The organism is Kitasatospora sp. LaBMicrA B282, assembly GCF_050325825.1.
Lineage (GTDB): Bacteria > Actinomycetota > Actinomycetes > Streptomycetales > Streptomycetaceae > Kitasatospora.
On record NZ_JBNQTI010000155.1, the window covers coordinates 1 to 22,842 of the forward strand.

The window sequence follows — 22,842 nt, forward strand, 5'->3', positions numbered from 1 at the left end:
CTCGGGGTCCTGGTGCTGGCGGGCTTCCTCGGCGAGGCGCTGCCGGTCGCGATGACCGGTCGCAGCCTCGGCAAGCGGCTGTTCGGCGTGCGGGTGGTCCGGGTGGAGCCGGCGGGGTCGGCGCCACCGCGGCCGGCGCGGCAGGCATCGATGCCGCTGCCACCGCTCCTCCCGCCACCGGTCCCGCAGCCATCGCCACGCCCAGGCCGGCCGCCGCCCCGCGCCGCTCCAGCTTCTCCACCCGGGCGAGCAGCGACAGCTCGTCCGAGTACGCACCGGGCAGCATCACCCGGGCGCAGATCAGCTCCAGCTGCAGCCGCGGCGCCGCGTTCCCGCGCATCTCGGTCAGCCCGGTGTTGACCAGGTCCGCGGCCCGGCTCAGCTCCGCCGCCCCGAACCGCTCGGCCTGCGCCTGCATCGCCGCGACCCGGTCCGCCGGCGCGTCGATCAGGCCCTTCTCCCCGGCCTCCGGCACGGTGGCCAGGATCACCAGGTCGCGCAGCCGCTCCAGCAGGTCGGTGACGAACCGCCGCGGATCGTGCCCGCCCTCGACCACCCGGTCGATCACCTGGAAGATCGCCGCCCCGTCCTGCACGGCGAACGCGTCCACCACCTCGTCCAGCAGCGCGGAGTCGGTGTACCCGAGCAGCGCGGTGGCCATCCTGTAGGTGACCCCGCCCTCGGCGGCCCCGGCGAGCAGCTGGTCCATCACCGACATCGAGTCACGCACCGACCCGGCACCGGCCCGCACCACCAGCGGGAAGACCGAGTCCTCGACCTGGATCTGCTCCCGCTGGCAGACCTCGGCCAGGTAGTCCCGCAGCGTCCCCGGCGGGACCAGCCGGAACGGGTAGTGGTGGGTGCGGGACCGGATCGTCCCGATCACCTTCTCCGGCTCGGTGGTCGCGAAGATGAACTTGAGGTGCTCCGGCGGCTCCTCGACCACCTTGAGCAGCGCGTTGAAGCCGGCCGAGGTCACCATGTGTGCCTCGTCCAGGATGAAGATCTTGTAGCGGCTGTGCACCGGCGCGAAGAACGCCCGCTCGCGCAGCTCACGCGCGTCGTCCACACCACCGTGCGAGGCGGCGTCGATCTCGATCACGTCGATCGAGCCCGGCCCACCCGTCGCCAGGTCACGACAGGACTGGCACTCCCCGCACGGGGTCGGCGTCGGCCCCTGCTCACAGTTCAGGCAGCGGGCCAGGATGCGCGCACTGGTCGTCTTGCCGCAGCCGCGCGGGCCGCTGAACAGGTACGCGTGGTTGACCCGGTTGTTGCGCAGGGCCTGCTGGAGCGGAGCGGTCACGTGCTCCTGCCCGATGACCTCGGCGAAAGTCTCGGGGCGATAGCGGCGGTACAGGGCTAGGGACACGCCATCGACGATATCGGCCCGCACGGACAAACGCGGCGTCCCGCCGCCCCCGTCCCCGCCCGGGAACGCAAGGACCCCTCGTGCACCCGCCAGAGCCCTCCTACCCTTGCTGCCTTCCGGCCCTGGGGGGGTTCAGAGAGATAACGCCACACGAGGGGCTGGCACCTAGAGTACCGGATCCCGACCGGTGCCCCGCCCACCCACCCCACTCTCCGATCCGCAGGCCACCCCCACCCCCAACCTGCGACATAGCGGTTCGCGAGCACCCCTGAACATGGGCTAAGCTCTCCCACGGAGGATTCGCCTAGAGGCCTAGGGCGCACGCTTGGAAAGCGTGTTGGGGGCAACCCCTCACGAGTTCGAATCTCGTATCCTCCGCCGGCAGACGGCCCGGACCGCAACGCGGTCCGGGCCTTCGTCGCGTCCTGTTCCCCACAGCTGCACCTCGATCATCTCGACGGCCCACCAGAGCAACGGCGCGGTGCGCGCCATAGAGCCTGGCGGCTCGGATGCCGGCCCCTGCAAGGTGCCCCTCTCTGCTCAGACTTTCGGCGTCGGAGTCAGCGGCTCTCCCATTGGCGGGGTGACGACATCGTCCTTGTCCACTCAGAGTTGCCAAGCGTCATCCCGTCCCTGTGCCTGTGAGTGAGATGCGGGAAGGCCGCGGCCAGCATCTGCTGGTGGCCGCGGCCTTGGGGCTTGGCGCGTCAGCTGCTCTCGACTGGTCCGCCTCGGAGCATGCTCACCGATCCGATCAGTTGAGACCTCTCCAGCTGGCCCAACACATCATCGAACGTAACCGGCTCCCGTCGCCGACTGCCGGCAATCTCCATGACACAGCCGTAGACCACACGGTCGTCCAGGTCGATCAAGTCCATGACGAAGTCGTCGGCGGTCTTCTGCTCGATGCCCCACTCCGCCACGCACTCCGACGGGAAGTCCTTGCTGTTGTCAGTGACGATGACCTGCGCGCCGGCCTTGATCGCTGCCGCAAGAACGTGACGGTCGTTCGGATCGGGGAGCTTGAGCCCGTCGATCAAAGGCTCGTAACCGGTGACGACGCAGTCCCGCACGGCTGCGTTCATGCGGCGCCGCAGCTCCGCACGCTTCTCGTCATCTCCGATGTCGTTCCGACGGAGCGCAGCTTCCACCTCGTCGAGGATCTGCTCGGTCCACTTGGCTTGGACGATCCCGTGCCGAGCCAGACGGATGAGCAGATCCCGCACTGTGTTCGGATAGAGCACGTTCGAGTCGTACAGGACGATGAAGGCCATGTCAGAGCAGCCCCAGCTCCTCGTCGAGGGCTGTGAGGGAGTCGGCTGCGTCCTTGCGTTCGCGGTCGTCTCTCCGCTTGTACTCCATGACGTCGTTGAACTTGATGCGGCGATGGCGCCCGACCCGCTCGAAGGGGATGCTTCCCTTCTCCAGGAGACCGATGAGGTAGGGCCTGGAGACGTTGAGCATGTCGGCGGCGACCTGGGTGGACACGATGGCGTTGACAGGCATGACCTGCACGCCTTGCCCATTCGCCAGGGCGGCGAGCATCGCAGCGAACATCTCGACGGTGGGGCGGGGCAGGACGAGAGGATCATCGGAGCCGACCTCACCGACGATGGTGATGTCCGCGGTGGCGTCCGCGTTGTGCGCGAGGTAGTCACGGACCCTACGCAGCGCCCGCTCGGCGCTTTGAGCGTCGACGGTGCCCGGCGCGATCTTCCGGCCTTCCGTGGCGGTTGCCATAGTCGAACCTCCTAGCTTCCCAGCGTAGTCGCAGTATTCGAAGTATTCGAAGTATTCGAAGTATTCGCAACATGTTCCCGGGTAACGATTCGGCCAACCGCCGAGTGCTGGCGGTTCACTCGATCGGGGGAGCGATGGCTGCACCCAGGCCGGACCGCTCCGGTCGGGCAGTTGCCGACAGGTGGCCGAACCGATGATTGCGTCAGAGCCGACGCTTCACCGGGGAGCCTGAACGAGTGGTCTCAGTCATTGGAAAGCGTGTTGGGGGCAACCCCTCACGAGTTCGAATCTCGTATCCTCCGCCGGCAGAAGGCCCGGACCGCAACGCGGTCCGGGCCTTCGTCGTTCTCCGTGCCAGGGCGTCGTCACGCCTCCGGGGTGACCATCGAGGTGAGCAGCCGGGTCGCGGCGGCGCGATGCGTTCGCCCGACCCGACCCGCCTGGACTCCCCACCAGGCAACCGACTCATCGGGAGCACGCCATGGGCCTCATCCACATCGCACTGTTCACCACCCTCGACCTCGTCGGGCAGGCGCCCGGAGGTCCCGACGAAGACCCGGAGGGCTTCCCCTTCGGCGGCTGGCAGGCCCCCCTGCTGGACGACGTCGCCGGAGCGCAGGTCGACGCCGCCTACCAGGGCACCGACGCCCTCCTGCTCGGCCGGCGGACGTACGACATCTTCGCCGCCTACTGGCCGCAGGCCGGGGACAGCCCCTTCGCCGCACTCTTCAACAGCATCCCGAAGTACGTGGCCTCCCACGGCAAGCCCGACCTTCCCTGGGCAGGGTCCACACAGCTCGGGCCGGACCTGCCGGGAGCGGTGCGCGAGATCCGCGACCGGCACGAACACGTGAAGGTCGTCGGAAGCCTGGACCTGGTGCAGACCCTCCTGCGCGAGAAGCTGTTCGACCGCCTGGACCTCTGGGTCCACCCGATCGTCCTCGGCACCGGGAAGAAGGTGTTCGACGGCGGCGCGGTCCCCACCAACGTCACCCTGCTCGAACCGCCCGCCGCCAGCCCGCGGGGCACCGTCCTCCTGCGTTACGGGCTGGCCGCCGGCACCCCCGCCACCGGGGACATGAGCGCGCCCGGCCGCGATGCCGGGGGCGAGGGCTGAGCGCAGCGGGACCCGGCCGGGATCCGGGGGCGGGTCAGAGGTTGAACATCCCGCGGTACGGCTCGGCGATGCGCTCCTGGCGCGACCCGAAGTCGACCAGGACCGCACTGTCGCCCTCGATGCCGATGACCCGGCCGAGGCCGTAGGTGTCGTGGGTGACGCGCTCGCCGAGGGCGAAGTGCTTGCGTGGCGCTTCGGCCTTGGCCTTGAAGGGGCTGGTGGGCAGGTGTCGGCGGACTGCTTCACTTTTTCTCATCCAGGCCAGTATGCGCCGTGGAGCGCGGGAGGCGACCTCTCCGGCGGTCCGAATTCCGAATGCCCGAAATGCCGGGTGTGTCGAACGGCACTCCCCCGGGGGGCGTGCGCCCGCGGGGGCACCACGGGTCGCCCGTCGCACGGCGGGCACCCCGTACGATCGGGCGAACCACCTCGACCAGCAGGGCCGTTGGCGTGCGAGGCGGCTCCGGCCCGCCGGCGCAGGCGGCAAGCTCCGGCGAAACTGGGGGCGAAATGTCCCCCCGTTGCGGGCCCGGGACTGCTACAGTCGAAGGAGTTGCAGTAGTGGTTCCCATGAACTTGTGTGCGCCTGCTGATGTACCGCGGGCGCATTTTTGTTTTCCGGATGTTCTCCGGGCGGGCGCTCATCGCGGTGACTCGGTGCTCGTATCGTGCGAGTCCCGGAAGGTCCCTTGAAGGAGATTTCTTACATGGCTAATGGCACTGTGAAGTGGTTCAACGCGGAAAAGGGCTTCGGCTTCATCGAGCAGGAGGGTGGCGGCCCGGACGTCTTCGCCCACTACTCGAACATCAACGCCAGCGGCTTCCGCGAGCTGCTTGAGGGCCAGAAGGTCGAGTTCGACGTCACGCAGGGTCAGAAGGGCCCGCAGGCCGAGAACATTCGCCCGCTGTAGTTCCCACCGCCAGGGCAACCGCCTGGCGACGAGGGGCCCGCGCCGCGCACATGGTGCCCGGTGCGGGCCCCTCGGCTTTGCCGCACCACCCGCCCGCGAGCTCGTCCGGCCCGGGCCAGCCGGTCCACCGGCCACCCTCCCGCCCCCGTGAGCGCCGACCGTAACGATCCCCGCCGCCCCGAGGAGGGCCCCGCATGAACCGTTCCAGCCATCCTCCGCGCCGACGCACCGGTTCCCGGTCCACGCCGGGCGGCAGCGCGGGGTACGCCTCGCGGCAGGAGTTCGCGGTGCCGGTGACCACCGTGCCGGCGCTGCCCGCCGTCAGTTCCTTCGACGAGCTGGACATGCCGGGGGAACTGCTCAGGGTCCTGGCGCGGCGGGGCATCGCCACTCCCTTCCCGATCCAGGCCGCCACGCTGCCGAACTCGCTGGCCGGCCGCGACGTCCTGGGACGGGGTCGCACCGGCTCCGGCAAGACGCTCTCGTTCGGGCTCGCCGTGCTGGCCCGCACCGCCGGGCAGCAGGCCGAGCCGCGGTGTCCGCTCGGGCTGGTCCTGGTCCCCACCCGTGAGCTTGCGCAGCAGGTCACCGAGGCCCTCACCCCGTACGCCCACGCGACGCGGCTGCGGATCGCCACCGTGGTCGGCGGGGTGCCGGTCCGGCGCCAGGCACAGGTGCTGAACCGCGGGGCGGAGATCGTGGTGGCCACACCCGGTCGGCTCGGGGACCTGGTCGAGCGCCGGCTCTGCCGCCTGGACCGGGTCGGCATCACCGTCCTCGACGAGGCCGACCAGATGGCCGACATGGGCTTCCTGCCCGAGGTCACCGCACTCCTCGAACAGGTCGCCGAGGGCGGCCAGACGTTGCTGTTCTCCGCCACCTTGGACCGCAACGTCGACGGTCTGGTGCGGCGCTTCCTGAAGGACCCGGTCACGCACTCGGTGGATCCGTCCGCGGGAGCGGTCAGCACGATGGAGCACCACGTGCTGCACGTGCGGACGGCCGACAAGGACGCCACGATCGCCCACATCGCCGCCCGCGACGGCAGGGTGATCATGTTCATCGACACCAAGAGCGGCGCGGACCGCCTGGTCGAGACGCTGCTCGCGAACGGCGTGAAGGCCGCGGCCCTGCACGGGGACAAGTCCCAGCCGCAGCGCACCCGGACCCTGGAGCAGTTCCGCGGCGGCCAGGTGGCCGCGCTCGTCGCGACCGACGTCGCCGCCCGGGGCATCCACGTCGACGGCCTCGACCTGGTCGTCAACCTGGACCCGCCCGCCGACCACAAGGACTACCTGCACCGCAGCGGACGCACCGCCCGGGCCGGCGAGTCCGGCACCGTCGTCACCCTGGTCCTCCCCAACCAGCGGCGGGGAACGGCCCGGATGATGACCGCAGCCGGCATCACCCACGTCACCACCGAGGTCCGGGCCGGCGACGGGGAGCTGGCCCGGATCACCGGTGCCCGCGTCCCCACCGGTGTGCCCGTCACGATCCCCGACCCGGTCATCGAGCGGCCCCGCCGCAACCGGCCCACCAACCCAAAGCGTTACGGTCGCCCCACCCCGACCACCCGCCCCCGGCCGACCACCGGCGGCAGCTCGGGCAGTACCGCCTTCCGGCCGAGCGGCGAGTAGCCCCGGACGAACGACGAAGGACCCGACCGCAGTGCGGTCGGGTCCTTCGTCGTTCGTCCGGGGCTGGTTCAGCGCGCGAAGGGGAAGACGAAGCCCTCGAACAGCTCGGTCTCCCCCGCGGCGGCGCCGCGCATCCGCAGGGCGTAGCCGAGCAGGCAGTTGTCGATCATCGAGACTCGATCGCCCTCCTCCCTGGCGCCCTCGGACAGGTTGTCGACGACCCAGGCGATGGCCGAGCGGCCCTCGTAGCGGTCCCGTGGGGCGAAGATCAGCTCGGCGGCGCCGATCTCTCCGAGGACGTTGAGGGCGTAGCTGAACGGGAACGCGCGGTTCGCCCGGTTGTGGTGGTTGCTGTCGAGGTCGGGGAACGAGTCGGCCATCCGCTCCAGCGCCGCGTCCGGCACCAGGTCCATCCGGCCGGTCATCATCATCGTCTCGATGATGTAGGGGTAGGCGTTGCCCCTGGGTGCGTAGTTCTCCCCGGGGTCGACGATGTCCAGGACCGCCGCGACGTCCTGCAGGAAGGCGTCCAGGTCGGGCAGTTGGTCGGCCAGGCGCCCCAGGTTGTGCAGGGCGATGACGTAGTACTGCGCCATGTGCACCCGGGTGTTCCAGGGGATCCGGCCCAGCAGGTTCCTGGCCTCGGCCAGGGCGTCGATCGGCCGCTTCAGGTACTCCGCCCTGCCGCACATGGCGACGGCGTTGAGCATCGTCAGCAGGGGGTAGGCCTTCTTCCAGGGGAGCGGTATGTCGTTGTGGAAGGCCGGCCAGTTGCCGATCTCGTCGGCCCGCGTCAGGAACTCGAGGACTTCCTGCATGTAGTCGCGGTCACCGTCGAAGATGTGCTCGGTGTAGCCGAGCAGCGCGATCACCGACAGCAGCATCCCGCCGACGCGCCCGCAGAAGTAGGGGACGGGGAAGCCGTCCAGCAGGTCCAGCGCCTCGATGACGTGGTTGCGCTCTGCGGTGACCAGGCGGTCCCGCAGGCCCAGCTGGCCCAGCGCGAGGAAGACCGTGGAGCAGGCGTTGGCCCGCTCGTACGCTCCGTGCCGCCCCTGGTTCTCGTCCTTGATCTGGTCCGGGGCGATCTCGTCGAGCATGCCGAGGACCTCGGCCGGGAAGTCCACCGCGGCGTTGACCAGCAGCGACAGGTCGAGCTCGAGCTTGGCGAAGGCGTCCATGAGGATGCTGCCGGCCATGGCCCGGTAGTAGGGGTTGGGCACGGCCCGGACGGCCTCCAGCAGCGGCCCCACGGCCGGTTCCAGCCAGGCGCGGTCGCGGCCCGGCTCGGCGACCTTCAGCGTGAAGTCCGCCATCGCGCGGCAGAACAGGGTGTAGCCGTCGGACGGCGCCACCTTCGCCGCCAGGCGGTCGAACGCGTCGCGGATGTGGCCGGCGAGGGTCGGGTCGTAGTCGACGGGGTACTGGCCGAGGCCGATGCCGCGGAGCACCCGGCTCCACGGGGTCGCGATCATCCGGGACTCGTTGGACATGTCGTTCAGCCCGGAGATGGGGAGGGAGCGCGGAACGGCGTTCATGGGTTTCGATCCTCCGATGTCGTTGGTGGTGGTCGCGTGCCTCAGTCGTTCGGGTGGGGCAGCGGGGGTACCGCGAGGCCCAGGAACTCCGTCCGGTCCCCTTCCAGCAGCTGCAGCGCCCAGTTCAGCCACTTGACGCCCTCGCAGTAGATCGCGACCGGGCGGCGCTGGGTCTGGTAGGAGTCCACGAGGGTGCCGTCCAGCTCCTGCTGGAAGTGGAAGGGCGGCATGGCCGTGAAGTGCTGGCCCATCATGAACACGAACCGGATCAGCCAGTACGGGTCGTCCCGCAGGTAGCGCGACTCGGGGTCGTCCAGCCCCAGCGCGGCCGTCATGACGGGGGCGAAGTAGTCCTCCATGCCCGCCATGTCCCCCATGCCCTGGGCCGCCGCGGTGCCGACGCCGCCCCCGGCCACGCTCACGTCCCGCACCCGGTACGCCCGTTGGTACGGGTTGCCGCTCCGGAACGCGATGTCGATGCTGGGGGTCCTGCCCTCGCCGGCGTCGACGCTCATGGTGAACTGCTCGTGGTGGAGCTCGTCGTAGTGGCCGATGGAGTTGTGCCACGGCTTGTTGTCGTACATCGGGTCGTCGCGGGTGTCCTTGCCCTCGCTCCTGAAGCCGATGGCCCGGGGGTCGAGGAACCTGATCCCCAGCGCGGCGGGGGTGATGGCCGCCAGCGCCGCGTCGACGTCCTCCTGCGGTGCCCCGGACTCGATCAGTCGCTGGGCGTTGTGCAGCGGTCCGGTGTCGGTGATCTTTATGTTCTCGGTGTTCGTGTCGCCCACGACCAGGGAGTGGAAGGCGGGTTCGAGGATCCGGGCGAACTCCGGGTTGCCCCGGAACCGCGCCAGCAGGGCCGCGTGGTTGAGGTAGGAGACGCCGTTGACGAGGATCCGGTCGGTGTCGAGGAGCTGCGGGCCGAAGGTGCGCGGCGCCGTACGCCGGCACAGCTCCAGGCGGTCCTCGATCTTCCTGAAGTAGGAGGTCTCGAGTGTCCCGCCCGGTGCCGGTACCCGGCCCGTGCTGTGCACCTCGTCGTTCAGCACCCGGATGATCTGCTCGTAGAGCCGGGCGATCACGGCGGCCGGCGGGACGTGCTTCTCGACGAACCGGCTGACCTCCTCACCCACGAGGTAGCTCATCTCGTAGATGACCTCCCGGGCGACGCTGCGGTCGCCGAAGCGCAGGTGGTACGGAACGAGGGCCTCGCGCTCCAGGACGGAGAAGACCTCGGGGAAGTAGCCGCGCACCGCTGCGGGCAGCGACTGCAGGAACTCGGCCTGCCGCCTGGCCTTGGCGAAGGGCGGGAGCATCACGCCCTGCCCCTCCGGGTCCCACCGCGCGGTCGTCAGCGCCTCGCTGAGCACCTTCCGGACCGTGACGTGCTCCTCCCCCTCCTTCCGGACGAAGACGGTCATGGACTCGCTGCCGCCCTGACCGAAGCCGAGGACCGTCTCCTCCATGCCGATGTAGGAGTAGACCGTGCTGGAGAGGACCCGGCGGCTGCGGGCGGTGGCCAGGACGCGCTCGTTCTCCCCGGTCAGGGCGAGGACGCAGGCGTACTCGAACTCGTCGAGGGGGAGGTTCACCCGCTTCCGCCAGGCCTCGGCCGGCTCGGTGACGGCGACGATGTGGGTGGCGAACGGTCCGGCGTCCAGGTCGGTCGCGGTCGGCTGCGAACCGAGGGCCACCACCTGGCAGTTGCCGTTGAGGCGGATCGGCCGTACCCGGGTCTCCAGGGCGCCGTGCCGGAGCACGGCACGGGTGGTGGCCTCCAGCTCCCTCCGGGAACGGATCGGCACGCCCGCGGGGGAGAGCAGGGGGATCCCGGCGATGGTGAGGCTCTTCAGGATCGGTTCCGTCACGTCCCTGCCCGCCCGCTCGGTGCCCAGGGTGACCGCGTCCGCCAGGGAGACGGCGCCGGAGACGGCCAGGGCCGCCAGCCAGCCCGGGACGTCGCCGCCTTCGAGGTAGTGGTCGCTCTGCGCGAACAGGGCGGGCCGGTGCCGGGCGAGGGCGCCGAACAGCAGGTACTGGTAGACGATGCGGCGTCCCGCCGGGTCGAGGTCGCCGTCGGGGTCCAGGCCTGCCAGCATCCGGTCGTCGAGCAGCCGGTCGACGAGCAGCCGGTCGTCGATCCCGTCCGGAGCCGGCCGGCTGTCCAGCAGCGTCCGGGTCCTGCGGGCCAGCGCCTGGTCGTCGAGGTCGCACGGTCCACCGAAGTGGAAGACGACGACCTCCGGGCGGGTGGTGGGCAGCGTCCGGGCGCAGGTGTCGCCGGCCGCGTCCCGCACGGTGACTTCCAGATAGGCCTGGCCCACCAGCGCGGGGTCCTCCGCGGTGATCCACTTCTTCAGCCGCGCCCTGACGGCGAGTTCGCCCTGGTCGACGGCGAGGTGCTCGCGGTGGCTGCGGGTGCGCTGGAAGACCTCCAGGAACCGGTAGAACGCGGGCGACCCCTGCCGGACCGGGCGCGCCATCTCCGCGGTGATGACGCGCCCGAGGGCACGGGAGAAGTAGTCGTCACAGAAGTCGTCCTCGGCGGCGAGGCGGAACAGCTCGTGCAGGAGCTGGTAGTCCTCGCGCGTCAGCTCCTCCGCCGAGCCGTACAGCTCCACCAGCCGGGAGGTCAGGGCGCTCATCACGTTGACGGCGCTCAGCAGCCTGGTGGTGTCCGCACGGCTTCCCGTGTAGGCCGTGACGGGGGCGGCGACACCGTTGTCCCGCAGGAGCCTGACGGACTTCTCCCCCAGCCCCAGCTCCACCACCAGGTCCGCGTCGAGGCCGTTCAGGCTCTCGCAGGTGTCGCGCGAGGCCATGACCCGGTCCGTCATCGCCAGCACGCCCTGGCGGACGGCGGACGCCGTGGTCAGCAGGGACGCGTCGTGGTTCGACACCACCGGGACCTGCGGGCTGTCGAAGTGGATCCGGTGGCCGTCGATGAACCGCTCCAGGGCCTCCCGGGCGGGACGCATCCGGGCGGAGTGGGCGAGGAAGACGGTCGGTTCCTTCAGTTCCCAGCTGGTCGCGCCCACGACGGAGGCGACCAAGGCGTCGAACGCGGGCTTGGCCCCGGGGCGGACGTAGAGGTTCGCCTGCGTCGGCGCGTAGGTCTTGTGCACCTCGACGTCGGTGAGCGGAAAGGCCCTTCGCACGCCGTCCAGGAGCTCGGCGAGGGCGCCGGGGCTCTGCGCCTTCACGGCGACCACGTGGTACGGCTCCCCGCCGGCGGCCCGGAGCATCAGCGGTGTGAAGGCCTGGGCGATCCTGACGCCGTCGAAGACGGAGAGGGAGCCGCTCGCCACCGCGGCCGTCAGGACGCCGAAGCTCTCGCCGGTGTAGGCGACGAAGTCGACCGGGGCCCCGATCCTCGCGATCCGGTCGCGGAGGTGGGCGTCCAGGACGAGGCTGTGCACCAGGAGGGAGGCCCCGATGAAGCCCTGACGCTCCATCGTGCCCGCCGGAAGGTGCTCAGGGTCCGGGAGCAGCAGCTCGGGACGGAGGGGTAAGCCGAGCGCGCGGGCGGCTTCGCGGTAGATGACGGTGACCGTGGGGACACCGGAGTCGAAGAACTGCCGACCGAGGCTCCGGTAGAAGCCCCGGCTGCCCAGGCCGGGGAAGAACCCGGCCACCCGGATGCGCTCCTCGGCGCCGAGGAGGTTTCCGACGAGCACGGGTGGTGCGGCCGCGGCGAGCGCGGGACGAACGGACGGAAGGGCATGGGACATGGAATCGAACACAGGCATCGCCTCTCGGCTTCTGCTGGGCGCTGACATCGCCCGCCCGCCTTTTGGGCGCGGGAATCCACGGGCGTCAGGGTGAAAGGAATTGCTGCCGCTCGATCGAGCGGGCTCGACACGTTCCGGTACGCGCTTTTCCAAGCCGCTGTGAGCCAATTCCTTGCGGCCCCGGTCCGCGAACGGAGCGGGAGTGCCGCACGCCGGCTACAGCCCAATGAACGTGACCGCGAGCGCTTTTGGTTGCACCGTCCACTGAACTGTCGATGGCGGGAAGAGCGCCTGACCCTCGTCCAGCCGTCCCCGCGGACCGCGGGCGGCTACCGGGTCTGTCACCACCGGCAGAGTGTCGACTCCATCATGCCTGGTCAAAGGCGGCTGCGGTAGGACCGAGAGCACGCAACACCACCCTTGTCCGCGCGTCCCCGCGAGCCGCAGACTCGACGGCATCCACTCCCTCGACCGACCTGCCGGTGGCTGTCCTCAGCTCCCGGCAGGTACGTCGTGCTGCCCGCCGCCGGCGGGGGTGCCCCGGGAGTGCGGGATGAGGGGGATCGATGAACCAGGACGCCGCCGTGAACCAGGACGCCGTGCTTCGCGCGAGGGTGAAGCTGCTCAGCACCAACCTGCGGGTGCTGCGCGGACCGGATGCACTGTGGGTGTACCGGGTCCTGACGCAGGTCAGTCCGGCCGTCCACGGCTCGAAGCTCGCCCACGTGCTGGTGGAAGCGAGTCGCGCGCCCCGGCTCCGTGAACTCCCGGTGGCCCGCCTGGCGTTGCTGCAGGAGGCGGTGGCGGTGGCCGAGGCGCTGGACACCGCGAACCCGTTCCGCGCGAAGGTGCTCGGCAAGGCGCGCCAGGCCCTGGCGGAGGAGCCGGACGCGTCGTAGCAGTGCGGCGCGCGGCCCTGCACGCCGCCCGGCGGCTGCCGGCCGCCGGGCGGTCTGCCACGAAAGCGCTGGGCATCGGCGTTACCAAGGTATGGATGAATCATCGGATGCGGACTCGCCGGCCGGACCTCGGTCTCCGGACCTCCCGGAGTTCCCGGAGTTCCCGGACTTCGTCGCCTCCCGCGGGCGGCAGCTGCTGCGGACCGCATTCCTGCTGACCGGCGGTGACGCGTACCTCGCCGAGGACCTCGTGCAGGAGGCGTTGGGCCGGATCTTCGTGAAGTGGCGCAGGATCTCGCGGCTCGAGAACCCGAGCGGGTACGCGCAGACCGTCGTGGTCAACACCTTCCTCTCCTACCGCCGGCGGCGCAGTGCCTCGGAGCGGGTCACCGCCGAGTTCCCCGAGGTGGCCGTCGACGACCCGGACCCCGCGGTGCGGTTGACGCTGCTGCGGGCGCTGGGCCAGATACCGGCGCAGGACCGGGCGGTGTTGGTGCTGCGGTTCTGGGAGGACCGCAGCGTCGAGGAGACCGCGACCGCGCTGCGGCTGAGCGCCACCGCGGTCCGCTCGCGCAGCACCCGGGCGCTGGCCCGGATGCGGGCCCTGCTCGGCGACGAACTCGATGCGGCCGTGCGCCGGAACCCTGGAACGAGCCCCTCCACCCGCAAGGCGGTGCTGCGCGATGCCAACTGACCACGAGTTCGAGGACGACTTCGCCCGCGCCCTTCGCGACGCGGCCGAGCTGACGCCCGACGTGCTGCCGCACCGCCTCACGGTCGGCGCCGAGGCGCACGGCCGCCGCTGGCGCCGTCGGCGGCGCACCGCGGTGGCGGGCGGTCTGGCGACGCTGGTGCTCGTCGGGGCGGGCGGCTTCATGGCGCTGGGCCACCAGGCGACCGGTGCCGTCAGCCCCGGCGCCACGGTGTCGGCGAAGCTGCCGAAGCTGTCGAAGGACGAGATGGTCGCCCTGGTCACGAGTCTGCTGCCGCCGGGGAAGGTGTCGGTGCTGGCCGCGAGCGGCACGGGCGAGGGGACGCGGCCAGGGGACGCGGACGGGACCGGCGGCACGCTGCTGTTCGACGACGGCTCCGGGGCGAGCATCTTCGAGTACACCGTCGAGCGGACGGATCTGGCACCCGAGGCGGGCGCCGTCTGCATGGACGGTTTCACCATGCCCCAGGACTCCTGCGACCGGAGCACGCTGCCGGACGGTTCGGCGGTGGTGATCGACAAGCTGCGCTCCCAGCAGACTCCCGGCGGCCGGGAGTGGCGCGCCACCTGGGCGGCTCCCGACGGTCGCCGGGTGTCGGTCATCGAGTTCAACGGGCAGCCGGCCGTCAAGAACCGGGAGAACCCACCGCTCAGCGCCGAACAGCTCACCGCGTTCCTCACCGCGCCGGCCTGGGAGCGGGTCTTCGCGGCGCTGCCGCCGCTGAAGAACGCCCCCACCAAGGGAGCCCCACCGTCCCCGGCAGCCGCGTCGTCGCCCACGGCCGGCCCGAGCGCAGCCGGCCCGACCGCGGCCGAGCTGCGCGCCAAGCTGGTGCCCCTGCTGCCGGCCGGGGCCACCTCCGCCACTCCCGCCGGCACGGACCAGGCGGACCTCACGGTGACGCTGGACGGGCGCACCAGCATGGTGCAGGTGGGTGTGGAGCCGCCGTCGGCACGCGGCCAGGACGAGGAGAAGTCCGTCGAGGCCGATGTGCCGACCCCGCTGGAGGTGCACGAGAAGCTGCCCGACGGCACCCTCGTGGTCACCAACCGCTTCGGCAACGGCAAGACCGCGACCGATCCGGTCCTGCACTGGACGGCCGACGTGTACGCCCCGGACGGCCGGCACGTCTCGATCTCCGAGTGGAACGGCGAGAACGGCTACACGGCCCGACCCGGCACCCCGGCACTCAGCCCGGACCAGCTCAAGGCCATCGTGACCGACGCGTCCTGGCGCTCCTGACCGGTCGCAGCCGGTCGCAGCCGGCCGGCGGCGACGGCGGGCGGTGCGTGGGGGATCACCTGCTCGTGATCCCCCACGCACCCCGGCGAGGTCAGTTCCTGGTGAACACGGTCACGGCCTGCGCGTCGCAGGAGGTGTCACCGGTGGCCGTGGCGCCGTTGCTGTCCAGCACCTTGGTCCAGGTTCCGGCCGGCAGCGTCACGGTGTAGGGACTGCCGGTCGGGTTGGTGACCACGACGGTGTCGTACGAGGTGGGGGCGGCCGGGTTGGAGCTGATCATGGCGGTCACCACCGAGCCGTTGATCTGCGTCGTCATCTGGTTCTTGACCGCGGACCAGGTCGTCAGCCGCAGCGAGGCGGTGGCCTTGCGCAGGGCGATGGCGTCCCGGTAGTAGCCGACGATGTTCGCGTTGGTGATCATGTCGCCCCAGTGGATCGCGTTGACGGCGTCCGGGGCGTTGTAGGAGTTCATGGCGGTGGTGTAGTCGCCGTTCACCACCTTGGAGCGGAGGAACTCGTCCCCCTCGGCGATGACCGGGATGCCCTGTGAGGCGAGGATGGTGCCGACGGCGAAGCGGTCGATGCGTCCGGCCGTGCCGGTAGCACCGCCGGACCCGCCCGAGTAGGTGATCTTGTCGTAGAGGTTGAGGTTGTCGTGGATCGACACGTAGTTCATGGTCTGCTCGGGCCGGTCGGCGAAGGCCGGGCTCCAGAGGTCGGACAGCGTCGCGGTGCTGTCGGTGTCGGTCGGTGAACCGGTCAGCCCGAAGGCGATGGCCGACGCGTTGCCCGAACCGCCCATGTACGCCATGACGTTGTCGTCGGTGCCACCGCGGATCGCGTCGCGGTACACGCCGTTGAAGACGCCGAAGTGCACCGGGGCCAGCGCCGGCACGGTGCCGTAGCGGACCTTCTGCGCCTCGTTCGGGTCGCTCGCCCCACCGTTCCACGGCTCGCCGTACATCATGAGGTCGCGGTCGGGGTAGCTGGTCTGCAGGTAGTCCGCCCAGCCGAGCACGTTGGCGTAGTAGTGGACGCCGACCAGGTCGAACCTGAAGCCGTCGACGTCGTAGTCCCGCACCCAGTGTTCGAGCGAGTCCTGGATCATCCGGCTGACCATCGGGTTGCCGTCGTCGATCGAGTCGCCGGTGCCGGACAGGTCGGTCGGCGTGTAGTACTTCCCGGTGATGTTGCCGAACACGCTCTTGGTGTAGGTGTGGTTGTAGACCACGTCCATGATCACGCGAATGCCGTTCTGGTGGAACGCGTTGACCATGTCCTTGAACTCGCGGATCCGGTCCTCCGGCGCGGTGAACTGCGAGTACTGCTCCTCCGGGACGTTGTAGTCCACCGGGTCGTAGCCCCAGTTCGGCACCGTGCTGCCGAAGTCGAAGGACGGCATCAACTGCACGGCGGTGACCCCGAGTTGCTTGAGGTGGTCGATGCCGGTGCTGACCCCGCCGTCGGTCGTGCCGGTCTGGACCAGGCCGAGGAACTTGCCGCGCTTCGCCGGGTCGACCCCCGAGCTCGGATCGATCGTGAAGTCGTGGGTGCTGAGCTCGTACACGACCGCGTCCTCGCGGTTGACCAGCGCCGGCCGGGGTGCCCAACTGCCGCTCGAGGGAGCGACGGCGGCGGTGTCCACGACCACGCCCTGGGTGGTACCGGGGTTGACCATCTGCGCGTAGGGGTCGGGCACGGCGACGCCGTTGACGGCGAACTGGTACGTCTGGTCCAGCAGGTTCCCGGTGACGACGGCCTGGTAGACGCTCGTGTAGCCGCTGAGCGTCGTCGGGGTCATGGGGTAGCTGGTGCCGCCGATGCCGACCGTGACGTCGGCGCTGTCCGGCGACCAGATCCGGAAGGTGGTGGCGGTCGCGGTGTACAGGGCGCCCAGCGTGTCGAGCGGGGCGGTGGGTCCGTTGCCGCTCACCACGGTGGTCAGGTGGGTGGCCGCGTTGTAGGAGAACGTCGTGGTCGCCCCGTCGGCGGGCACGGTGAACGGGATGTTGGATCCGTTGGCGGCGCCGCCGGCACCGTAGTTGGTGGTCCAGGACTGCCCGAGCGTGGCCTTGGTGTTCCAGTTCCCCGCCGGGATGGCGGTGGTGGTGTAGGTGTAGACCCCGGTGCCGGCGGGGTCGGTCATCGTGGTCGTCGCGCAGCTGGGGGACCAGGTGGCGCCGCAGCCCAGCGCGGACTGGTAGTCGCCGACGGCGGTCACCACCGGCATGGCCGAGTCGTCCGTGACGACGTGGGTGTCCGGGTCGTAGACGAAGGTGACCTGTTCGCCGCCGGTCGGCACGGTCATGGCGAGGTTGGCGCCGCCCGGCGCGCCGCCGGCGCCGTAGTTCTCGGTCCAGCCGCCGTTGACGGCGACCTTGTAGGAGTAGCTCCCGGCCGGCAGGTCGAGCGAGGTCTTCCACCGGCCGTCGGCCTGGAGGGTCAGCTGCGCCTGGGCGCAGGCCGGCTGCCAGTCGCCGGAGCAGCCGATCGTCGAGTCGAACGTGCCCGGCAGGCTGACCGCCGTCGGGGTGGCGGCGAGCGCCCGGGCGGGGAGCGAGACTCCGCCGCCGCCGAGCAGGGCGATGGTGGTCACGACCGTGGCGGTCCGGCGGAGTCCGGCGCTGCGCCGGGCGGACCGGCGTCTCGTCGCGATGGGGCTGATGCCGCTGGGGCTCATGGGAGGGCGGCCTCCTGGGCAGGGCAAGGTGCCGGCGCGCACCCGGCTGTACACCGCGGCAACGTCGACACCCTGGGGTTGGGTGGGGGACGGCAAGGGGGCGCCGGCCTTGCCTGACGCATCGCGCACCCCGGGCGGCACGATGCCTCGGGCGATGACGATCGCGCCTGCGCGAGGGCACGTCAAGGCCCTTGCGTTGATTTGCGGAAACTTGCTGCAAGCCTGTTCATCACCCGTCCCGGGAGCCCCGGCACTCGGCAGGGGCCTGCCGGCCCGCCGGTGGCAGGCCGCGCATATCGGATGATGGGGAGAACAGAGACGAGGGGCGGCGCAGTGACGGACAGCGAATCCATCAGGTCGGAGTCGGAGCCCCGGGCGGACGGTGCGGAGTCCGGCACCGTCGCGGCCGTCACCCGGCCCGCGGCCGGTGCAGCGGGGGCAGCCGGGGCGGGCGGGAGCGCGGCGCGGCCCCGGCGGTCCATCCGCCGACGGCTGGCCGTGGTCGTCCTCATCCTCCTGGTGCTGGGCCTGCCGCCCTGGTGGACGCTGCTCGCCGCCGGCGTCGACTGGCCGTTCCCGGTCTTCCTGGCCGGCACCGTCGTCCTCGTCGGCTGGCTGGTCTCCTTCCCCTTCCTGATGGTCGCCGGCCACGGACCACGGCGGAACGACCGGGCGGCCCGCATCGCGGACACCAGCCTCGGGATGATCTGGGTGCTGTTCACCTGGTCGGTGCTGGGCGGTCTGGTGGACCTGGTGCTGATCGGGCTCGACGTCGGCGGCACCGACCGGGCCAGGACCGTCGCCGCGGCCGTCGCCGTGGTCTCGGCCGGGCTGCTGGCCTGGGGGCACCACGAGGCGATGCGGGTGCCCCGGGTGAAGCGACTGGACGTCCGGCTGCCGCGGCTCGGCGGTGGCCTGGACGGGACCCGGGTCGTGGTGCTGGCCGACACCCACTACGGGCCGATCGACCGGGCCGACTGGTCGGCACGGGTCACCGAGGCCGTCAACGTGCTGGACGCGGACGTCGTGGTGCACGCCGGCGATATCGCCGACGGCACCCCCACCCAGCGCCGGGCGCAGTCCGCGCCGCTCGGGGCGATCCGGGCCAAGCTGGCCAGGGTCTACGTCACGGGGAACCACGAGTACTCGAGCGAGGCGCAGGGCTGGCTGGACCGGATGGCCGACCTGGGCTGGGAGCCGCTGCACAACCGCCACGTCGTGGTGGAGCGCGGCGGGGACGCCCTGGTGCTCGCGGGCGTGGACGACGTGACCGCGGAGTCCTCCGGCCTCGCCGGACACCGCGCGAACCTGCTCGGCGCGCTGGCGGGGGCGGACCCGGAGCGACCGGTACTGCTCGTCGCGCACCAGCCCAAGTACGTCCCGCAAGCCGCTGCCGCCGGCATCGACCTGCAGATATCCGGGCACACCCACGGCGGCCAGATCTGGCCGTTCAACTTCCTCGTCCGGCTGGACCAGCCGGTGGTGCACGGCCTGAGCCACCACGGGGAGCGGACCCGGCTCTACACCAGCCGCGGCACCGGCTTCTGGGGGCCGCCGTTCCGGGTCTTCGCGCCGAGCGAGATCACGCTGCTCACCCTGCGCGCGGGCGGGGCGTGACGAGCCGAGCACGCGGCCGGGCACGGCTGACGCACCGGCGGCACCCCCGCGCCCGTGGCTCGACGGCCTCCTGGAATCTCCCGCTCCGATAGCTGCGGGTGCTAGCCTCGCCACTCCGTGTCGGCGGGAGGCGTACCGGTGAGCAGGATCGACGGGACCAGGACGGACCAGGCGGCCACGCACTGGACCGCACTGGCAGGCGAGTTGACGGCGCTGCAACGGGCCGGACGGTGGCTGCCCGGGCCGGCCACCACGCTGGAGGTGATCGGGCGCTCCGAGGTCGAGCTCGACCACGAACGCCTGATCGCCTGGCTGCTGGACCCGCGCGCGGCGCACCGGCTGGGCCCGGCGGTGCTGGCCGCCGTGCTGCGGCGGTGCGGGGTGCCGGAGCCGCCCGACGCCGGCCCGCTGTTCCGGGCCCGGGTCCGCACCCAGGTCGTGCGGGCGAGCAGCCGCCCGGACATCGTCGTGACGCTGCCGGACCGCACGCTGGTGGTCGAGCTGAAGATCAACGCGCCCGAGGGCGACGGGCAGACCACCCGGCAGGCCGACGACCACGCCGGCCTGCCGCAGCCGGTGCTGGTCTTCCTCACCCGCCGCGGCGACCAGCCCGCGGACGGGCGCTTCAAGGCGCTGGGCCTGGTCGCCCTCGCCGAGGACCTGCGGCAGGCGCTCGCCGACGCACCGCAGCCGCCCCCGGGCGCGGCCGCCCGCGGCCGGGCGGTGGCCCACGACTACCTGGCCACCCTGGAGCGGATGCTCGGCCTGGAGCCGGTGGACCAGGACGCCGCCCGGTTCTGGCTCGCCCACGGCGCCGAGCTGCGGCCGGCCCGGCAGGCCGCCCGGCAGTTGCTGGCCCGGCTCCCGCAGCCGACCGCCGCCGCGCTGCGCGCGCTCGCCGGCGAGCTGGGCGGGGACCTGGTGGTCACCTCGTTCGAGTACGTGGCGAAGGGCACCAAGGAGCACGACGAGGTCGCGGTGCTGCTGTCGCGGCGGCAGTGGCTGGCCCCGGACGGCGCGGTCCGGTTCGGCCTCGGCCTCGGGCAGCGGGTGGCGCCCGACCCGGACAGCAGCGAGCAGCGCCCGTTCTGGGGCGTCTACGTCACCGACCCGGCGGCCTTCACCGCCCTGCGCACCACGTGGGGCGGGCGGAAGCCGTGGCACCACTGGGTCTGGTGGGACCACCTCGACCTGGCACCGCCGCTCGACGACCGGGACCTGCTCACCCACTACGCCGAGCGGGTCGCGGAGCAGGTGCGCCGGGCCTGGCCGCAGGACCTCGCCGCCCTCGACCGGGCCGCCACAGCGGCCGAACACCCGCCCGCCGAGCACTGACCGCCGAGCACCCGCCTGCAGCTGACCGCGGTTGCACTTGCGGTTGCCGCAGCGTCAACTTCTACCGTCTGCGGTGGGGCCGGAGAGACCGGCCCCGGCGATGGGAGGCCCACGGTGAGCTGGTCGATCGCGGAGGTCGCGCGGATGTCCGGGGTGACCTCCCGGACCTTGCGGCACTACGACGAGATCGGCCTGCTGGCACCGGCCGGGATCGCGAGCAACGGACACCGGTACTACGGGGAGGCGGAGCTGCTGCGGTTGCAGCAGGTGCTGCTGATGCGGGAACTGGGCCTGGGGCTGCGCGAGATCCGGGCGGTGCTGCACAGCCAGGTCGACCAGGTGGCGGTGCTCCGGGAGCACCACCAGCGGCTGCTCGGCGAGCGGGACCGGCTGGCCACGCTGGCCCGGACCGTCGGCCGCACCATCGCCGAACTGGAGGAACGGAAGGACGGCAGGACGAGGATGACGCAGATCAACCGACCGGAGAACCTGTTCGAGGGCTTCGAGCGGGACCACTCCGAGGACGACGCCGAGGTGCAGCGGCGGTGGCCGAAGGCCTGGGAGCAGTCCCGGCAGGCCGTGGCGGCGATGACCGCCGAGGAGACCGAGCGGTGGCAGCGGGAGGCGACCGCGCAGATGATCCGGTTCGCCGAGTTCATGGTGGCCGGCACGCCGGTGGCCGACCCCGCGGTGCAGGCCGAGGTGGCGGCCCACTACCAGGGCGTGTGCCGGTTCTGGACGCCCAACGCGGCCGCCTACCACGGGCTGGGCCGGACCTACGTCGACGACCCGCAGTTCCGGGCGAACTTCGACAGGATCGCCGAGGGGCTGGCCGAGTACCAGCAGGCCGCGATGGACGTCTACGCCGACACCCGGCTGAGCTGAGCCGAGCTGAGCTGAGCCGAACCCAGCCCGGGCGAACCGGACCCGGGCGGGCGATCGGGGGGCTGCAGACCTCCGACCGCCCCACCCGCGGCGCACTACTCGGTGCGCAGCGCCGCCGCGGTCCGGGTGCGGGCGGCCCAGCGGGCCGGGAGCCAGGCACCGGCGGTGGCGATCAGCAGACCGCCGAGGACCAGCGGGACCAGCGTGCCGGGGTCGAAGACCGCCAGGTCGGCGGCGGGCAGCCGGGTGCCGGCGGCGCGGCCCATCGCGGGCAGGATGGCGTGGTGCAGCGCCACGCCCAGCGGGGTGCCGATCAGGCCGGCGAGCAGACCGATCCCGCTGACCGAGGTGAGCACCATCGCGGTGGTCTGCCGCGGCGACATCCCGAGGGCCTTGAACACGCCCAGGTCGTGGACCCGTTCCCGGGTGTCCAGCAGCACGGTGGTGAGGATGCCGAGCCCGGCCACGGCGACCAGCATCGCGGTGAGCATCGCGGCCAGCGTGTCCATCGCGAGCACCGTCGGGTTGACCAGCGGGTGGTAGCTGCCGGGGGCGAAGCCGTAGGGCGCCAGCGGGGCTTCGAGCGCGCCCAGGGCGTCGCCGACGGCGGTCCCGGGCTTCAGGTCGATCTCGTAGTCGACGCCCATCGGGTCGACCGGGTCGACCAGCGGCGCCAGCGAGGCGCGCTCGGTACGGATCACCATGCCGGAGTCCTCGGTGTCGAAGGCCTCGCCGACGATCCGGACCGGCGCGGTGCGTCCGCTGCCGTCGGTCAACCGGATGGTGTCGCCGACCTTGCTGCCGGTGGCCTGGAGGAAGGCCGAGGGGACCACGGCCTCGCCCGGGTGGTGGAACCAACTGCCGCTGACCATCTGGTAGGAACCCCAGTCGGCGTCACCGTCGTAGCCGACCACGGTGGTCGGGCCGGCCAGGTCGACCACGCTCAGCATCGAGCGGTCGGTGCGGAAGTAGCGCGCGGTGCCCGGGTAGCCGGCGATCTTCGCGTCGACCGCGGGCAGGTCGGCGGCCCGGGCCAGGTGCCCGTTGCTCGCCGGACCGAAGGGGGGCAGCGCGGTGACCGAGAGCGCGCCGGGCCGGTCCCGCTCCATCCCGGCCGCCACCGTGTTCAACGAGACCGTCAGGCCCACCCCGAGGGTCACCCCGACGGTGCCGAGCACCACGGCGGCGAGCATGGTGGCCGACCGCCCGGGCCTGGCGAACGGGGTGCCCAGGCCCAGTCCGACCGGGCGCGGCAGCGGCAGCCGCCCGATCAGCCCCCGCACCCGCCGGCCGCCGCCCGCGCGCGGGGTGCGCCCGACCGCGAGCGCCTCGACGGTGCTCAGCCGCCCGGCCCGCAGCGCCGGGACCGGAGGGGTGGTGGTTAACACGGTGTGAATTCCTAACATCCCCCCCCCCTCCCCCCCC

Annotated in this window: 17 protein-coding genes, 1 tRNA gene and 1 other RNA gene; 10 read left to right on the forward strand and 9 right to left on the reverse strand. The window is 71.6% G+C overall.

From position 1 onward, the window contains the following. Together ACQRUO_RS31030 and ffs are read right to left on the reverse strand one after the other, a co-directional pair. Positions 1–1,372 (reverse strand): DNA polymerase III subunit gamma and tau (locus ACQRUO_RS31030; RefSeq protein WP_428319441.1); only part of this gene is annotated, 1,372 nt, incomplete at its 3' end. Between the two features lie 69 nt (positions 1,373–1,441). Next, positions 1,442–1,532: signal recognition particle sRNA small type (gene ffs / locus ACQRUO_RS31035), an RNA gene on the reverse strand. 133 nt (positions 1,533–1,665) lie between these two features. On the opposite strand from ffs, the gene ACQRUO_RS31040 reads away from it, so the two are divergent. Beyond that, positions 1,666–1,750: transfer RNA gene (locus ACQRUO_RS31040), tRNA-Ser, on the forward strand. A gap of 329 nt (positions 1,751–2,079) precedes the next feature. On the opposite strand, the gene ACQRUO_RS31045 is transcribed toward ACQRUO_RS31040, so the two are convergent. Beyond that, on the reverse strand, positions 2,080–2,646 hold the full coding sequence (locus ACQRUO_RS31045; RefSeq protein WP_428319442.1) for a PIN domain-containing protein: 567 nt from the start codon (positions 2,644–2,646) through the stop codon (positions 2,080–2,082). A 1-nt stretch (position 2,647) separates the two neighbouring features. Further along, a complete protein-coding gene (locus ACQRUO_RS31050; protein ID WP_428319443.1) occupies positions 2,648–3,112 on the reverse strand; it encodes a helix-turn-helix domain-containing protein in 465 nt (154 codons plus the stop codon). 481 nt (positions 3,113–3,593) lie between these two features. Here ACQRUO_RS31050 and ACQRUO_RS31055 point away from each other — a divergent pair, with 481 nt between their 5' ends. Continuing rightward, entirely contained in the window at positions 3,594–4,229 is a 636-nt protein-coding gene (locus tag ACQRUO_RS31055; protein ID WP_428319444.1) for a dihydrofolate reductase family protein, read from the forward strand. A 34-nt stretch (positions 4,230–4,263) separates the two neighbouring features. On the opposite strand, the gene ACQRUO_RS31060 is transcribed toward ACQRUO_RS31055, so the two are convergent. Then, complete coding sequence (locus ACQRUO_RS31060; RefSeq protein ID WP_428319445.1) at positions 4,264–4,485, reverse strand: hypothetical protein; 222 nt, start codon at positions 4,483–4,485, stop codon at positions 4,264–4,266. 451 nt (positions 4,486–4,936) lie between these two features. Here ACQRUO_RS31060 and ACQRUO_RS31065 point away from each other — a divergent pair, with 451 nt between their 5' ends. Continuing rightward, on the forward strand, positions 4,937–5,140 hold the full coding sequence (locus tag ACQRUO_RS31065) for a cold-shock protein (protein ID WP_030916923.1): 204 nt from the start codon (positions 4,937–4,939) through the stop codon (positions 5,138–5,140). 194 nt (positions 5,141–5,334) lie between these two features. Continuing rightward, positions 5,335–6,777: a DEAD/DEAH box helicase gene (locus ACQRUO_RS31070; protein WP_428319446.1), complete on the forward strand. Its 1,443-nt coding sequence runs from the start codon at positions 5,335–5,337 to the stop codon at positions 6,775–6,777. Between the two features lie 68 nt (positions 6,778–6,845). Here ACQRUO_RS31070 and ACQRUO_RS31075 read toward each other — a convergent pair whose 3' ends face one another. Together ACQRUO_RS31075 and ACQRUO_RS31080 are read right to left on the reverse strand one after the other, a co-directional pair. Further along, on the reverse strand, positions 6,846–8,315 hold the full coding sequence (locus tag ACQRUO_RS31075) for a hypothetical protein (protein WP_428319447.1): 1,470 nt from the start codon (positions 8,313–8,315) through the stop codon (positions 6,846–6,848). A gap of 41 nt (positions 8,316–8,356) precedes the next feature. Continuing rightward, the gene (locus ACQRUO_RS31080) at positions 8,357–12,046 is read right to left on the reverse strand and encodes an ACP S-malonyltransferase (protein ID WP_428319448.1); all 3,690 of its coding nucleotides are present in this window, start codon (positions 12,044–12,046) and stop codon (positions 8,357–8,359) included. Between the two features lie 566 nt (positions 12,047–12,612). On the opposite strand from ACQRUO_RS31080, the gene ACQRUO_RS31085 reads away from it, so the two are divergent. The 3 genes from ACQRUO_RS31085 to ACQRUO_RS31095 all read left to right on the forward strand — a co-directional run bounded on the left by ACQRUO_RS31085 (position 12,613) and on the right by ACQRUO_RS31095 (position 14,900). Next, positions 12,613–12,945, forward strand: a complete 333-nt coding sequence (locus ACQRUO_RS31085; protein ID WP_428319449.1) for a hypothetical protein — start codon at positions 12,613–12,615, stop codon at positions 12,943–12,945. A 91-nt stretch (positions 12,946–13,036) separates the two neighbouring features. Next, positions 13,037–13,639 carry a SigE family RNA polymerase sigma factor gene (locus tag ACQRUO_RS31090; RefSeq protein ID WP_428319450.1) on the forward strand — a complete coding sequence of 201 codons (603 nt, stop codon included), beginning with the start codon at positions 13,037–13,039 and terminating at the stop codon, positions 13,637–13,639. Beyond that, complete coding sequence (locus tag ACQRUO_RS31095; protein ID WP_428319451.1) at positions 13,629–14,900, forward strand: hypothetical protein; 1,272 nt, start codon at positions 13,629–13,631, stop codon at positions 14,898–14,900. The genes ACQRUO_RS31090 and ACQRUO_RS31095 overlap by 11 nt, the downstream gene beginning before the upstream one ends. A gap of 91 nt (positions 14,901–14,991) precedes the next feature. On the opposite strand, the gene ACQRUO_RS31100 is transcribed toward ACQRUO_RS31095, so the two are convergent. Further along, the gene (locus tag ACQRUO_RS31100) at positions 14,992–17,496 is read right to left on the reverse strand and encodes an alpha-amylase family glycosyl hydrolase (RefSeq protein ID WP_428319452.1); all 2,505 of its coding nucleotides are present in this window, start codon (positions 17,494–17,496) and stop codon (positions 14,992–14,994) included. A 564-nt stretch (positions 17,497–18,060) separates the two neighbouring features. Between ACQRUO_RS31100 and ACQRUO_RS31105 the strand changes: the two genes are divergently transcribed. From ACQRUO_RS31105 to ACQRUO_RS31115, 3 genes are all read left to right on the forward strand, one after another. Beyond that, a complete protein-coding gene (locus ACQRUO_RS31105) occupies positions 18,061–19,197 on the forward strand; it encodes a metallophosphoesterase (protein ID WP_428319456.1) in 1,137 nt (378 codons plus the stop codon). Positions 19,198–19,335: 138 nt separating this feature from the next. After that, positions 19,336–20,532 carry a hypothetical protein gene (locus ACQRUO_RS31110; RefSeq protein WP_428319453.1) on the forward strand — a complete coding sequence of 399 codons (1,197 nt, stop codon included), beginning with the start codon at positions 19,336–19,338 and terminating at the stop codon, positions 20,530–20,532. A gap of 114 nt (positions 20,533–20,646) precedes the next feature. Next, entirely contained in the window at positions 20,647–21,417 is a 771-nt protein-coding gene (locus ACQRUO_RS31115; RefSeq protein ID WP_428319454.1) for a MerR family transcriptional regulator, read from the forward strand. 95 nt (positions 21,418–21,512) lie between these two features. Here the strand turns inward: ACQRUO_RS31115 and ACQRUO_RS31120 are convergent. Next, positions 21,513–22,842 (reverse strand): ABC transporter permease (locus ACQRUO_RS31120; protein WP_428319455.1); only part of this gene is annotated, 1,330 nt, incomplete at its 5' end.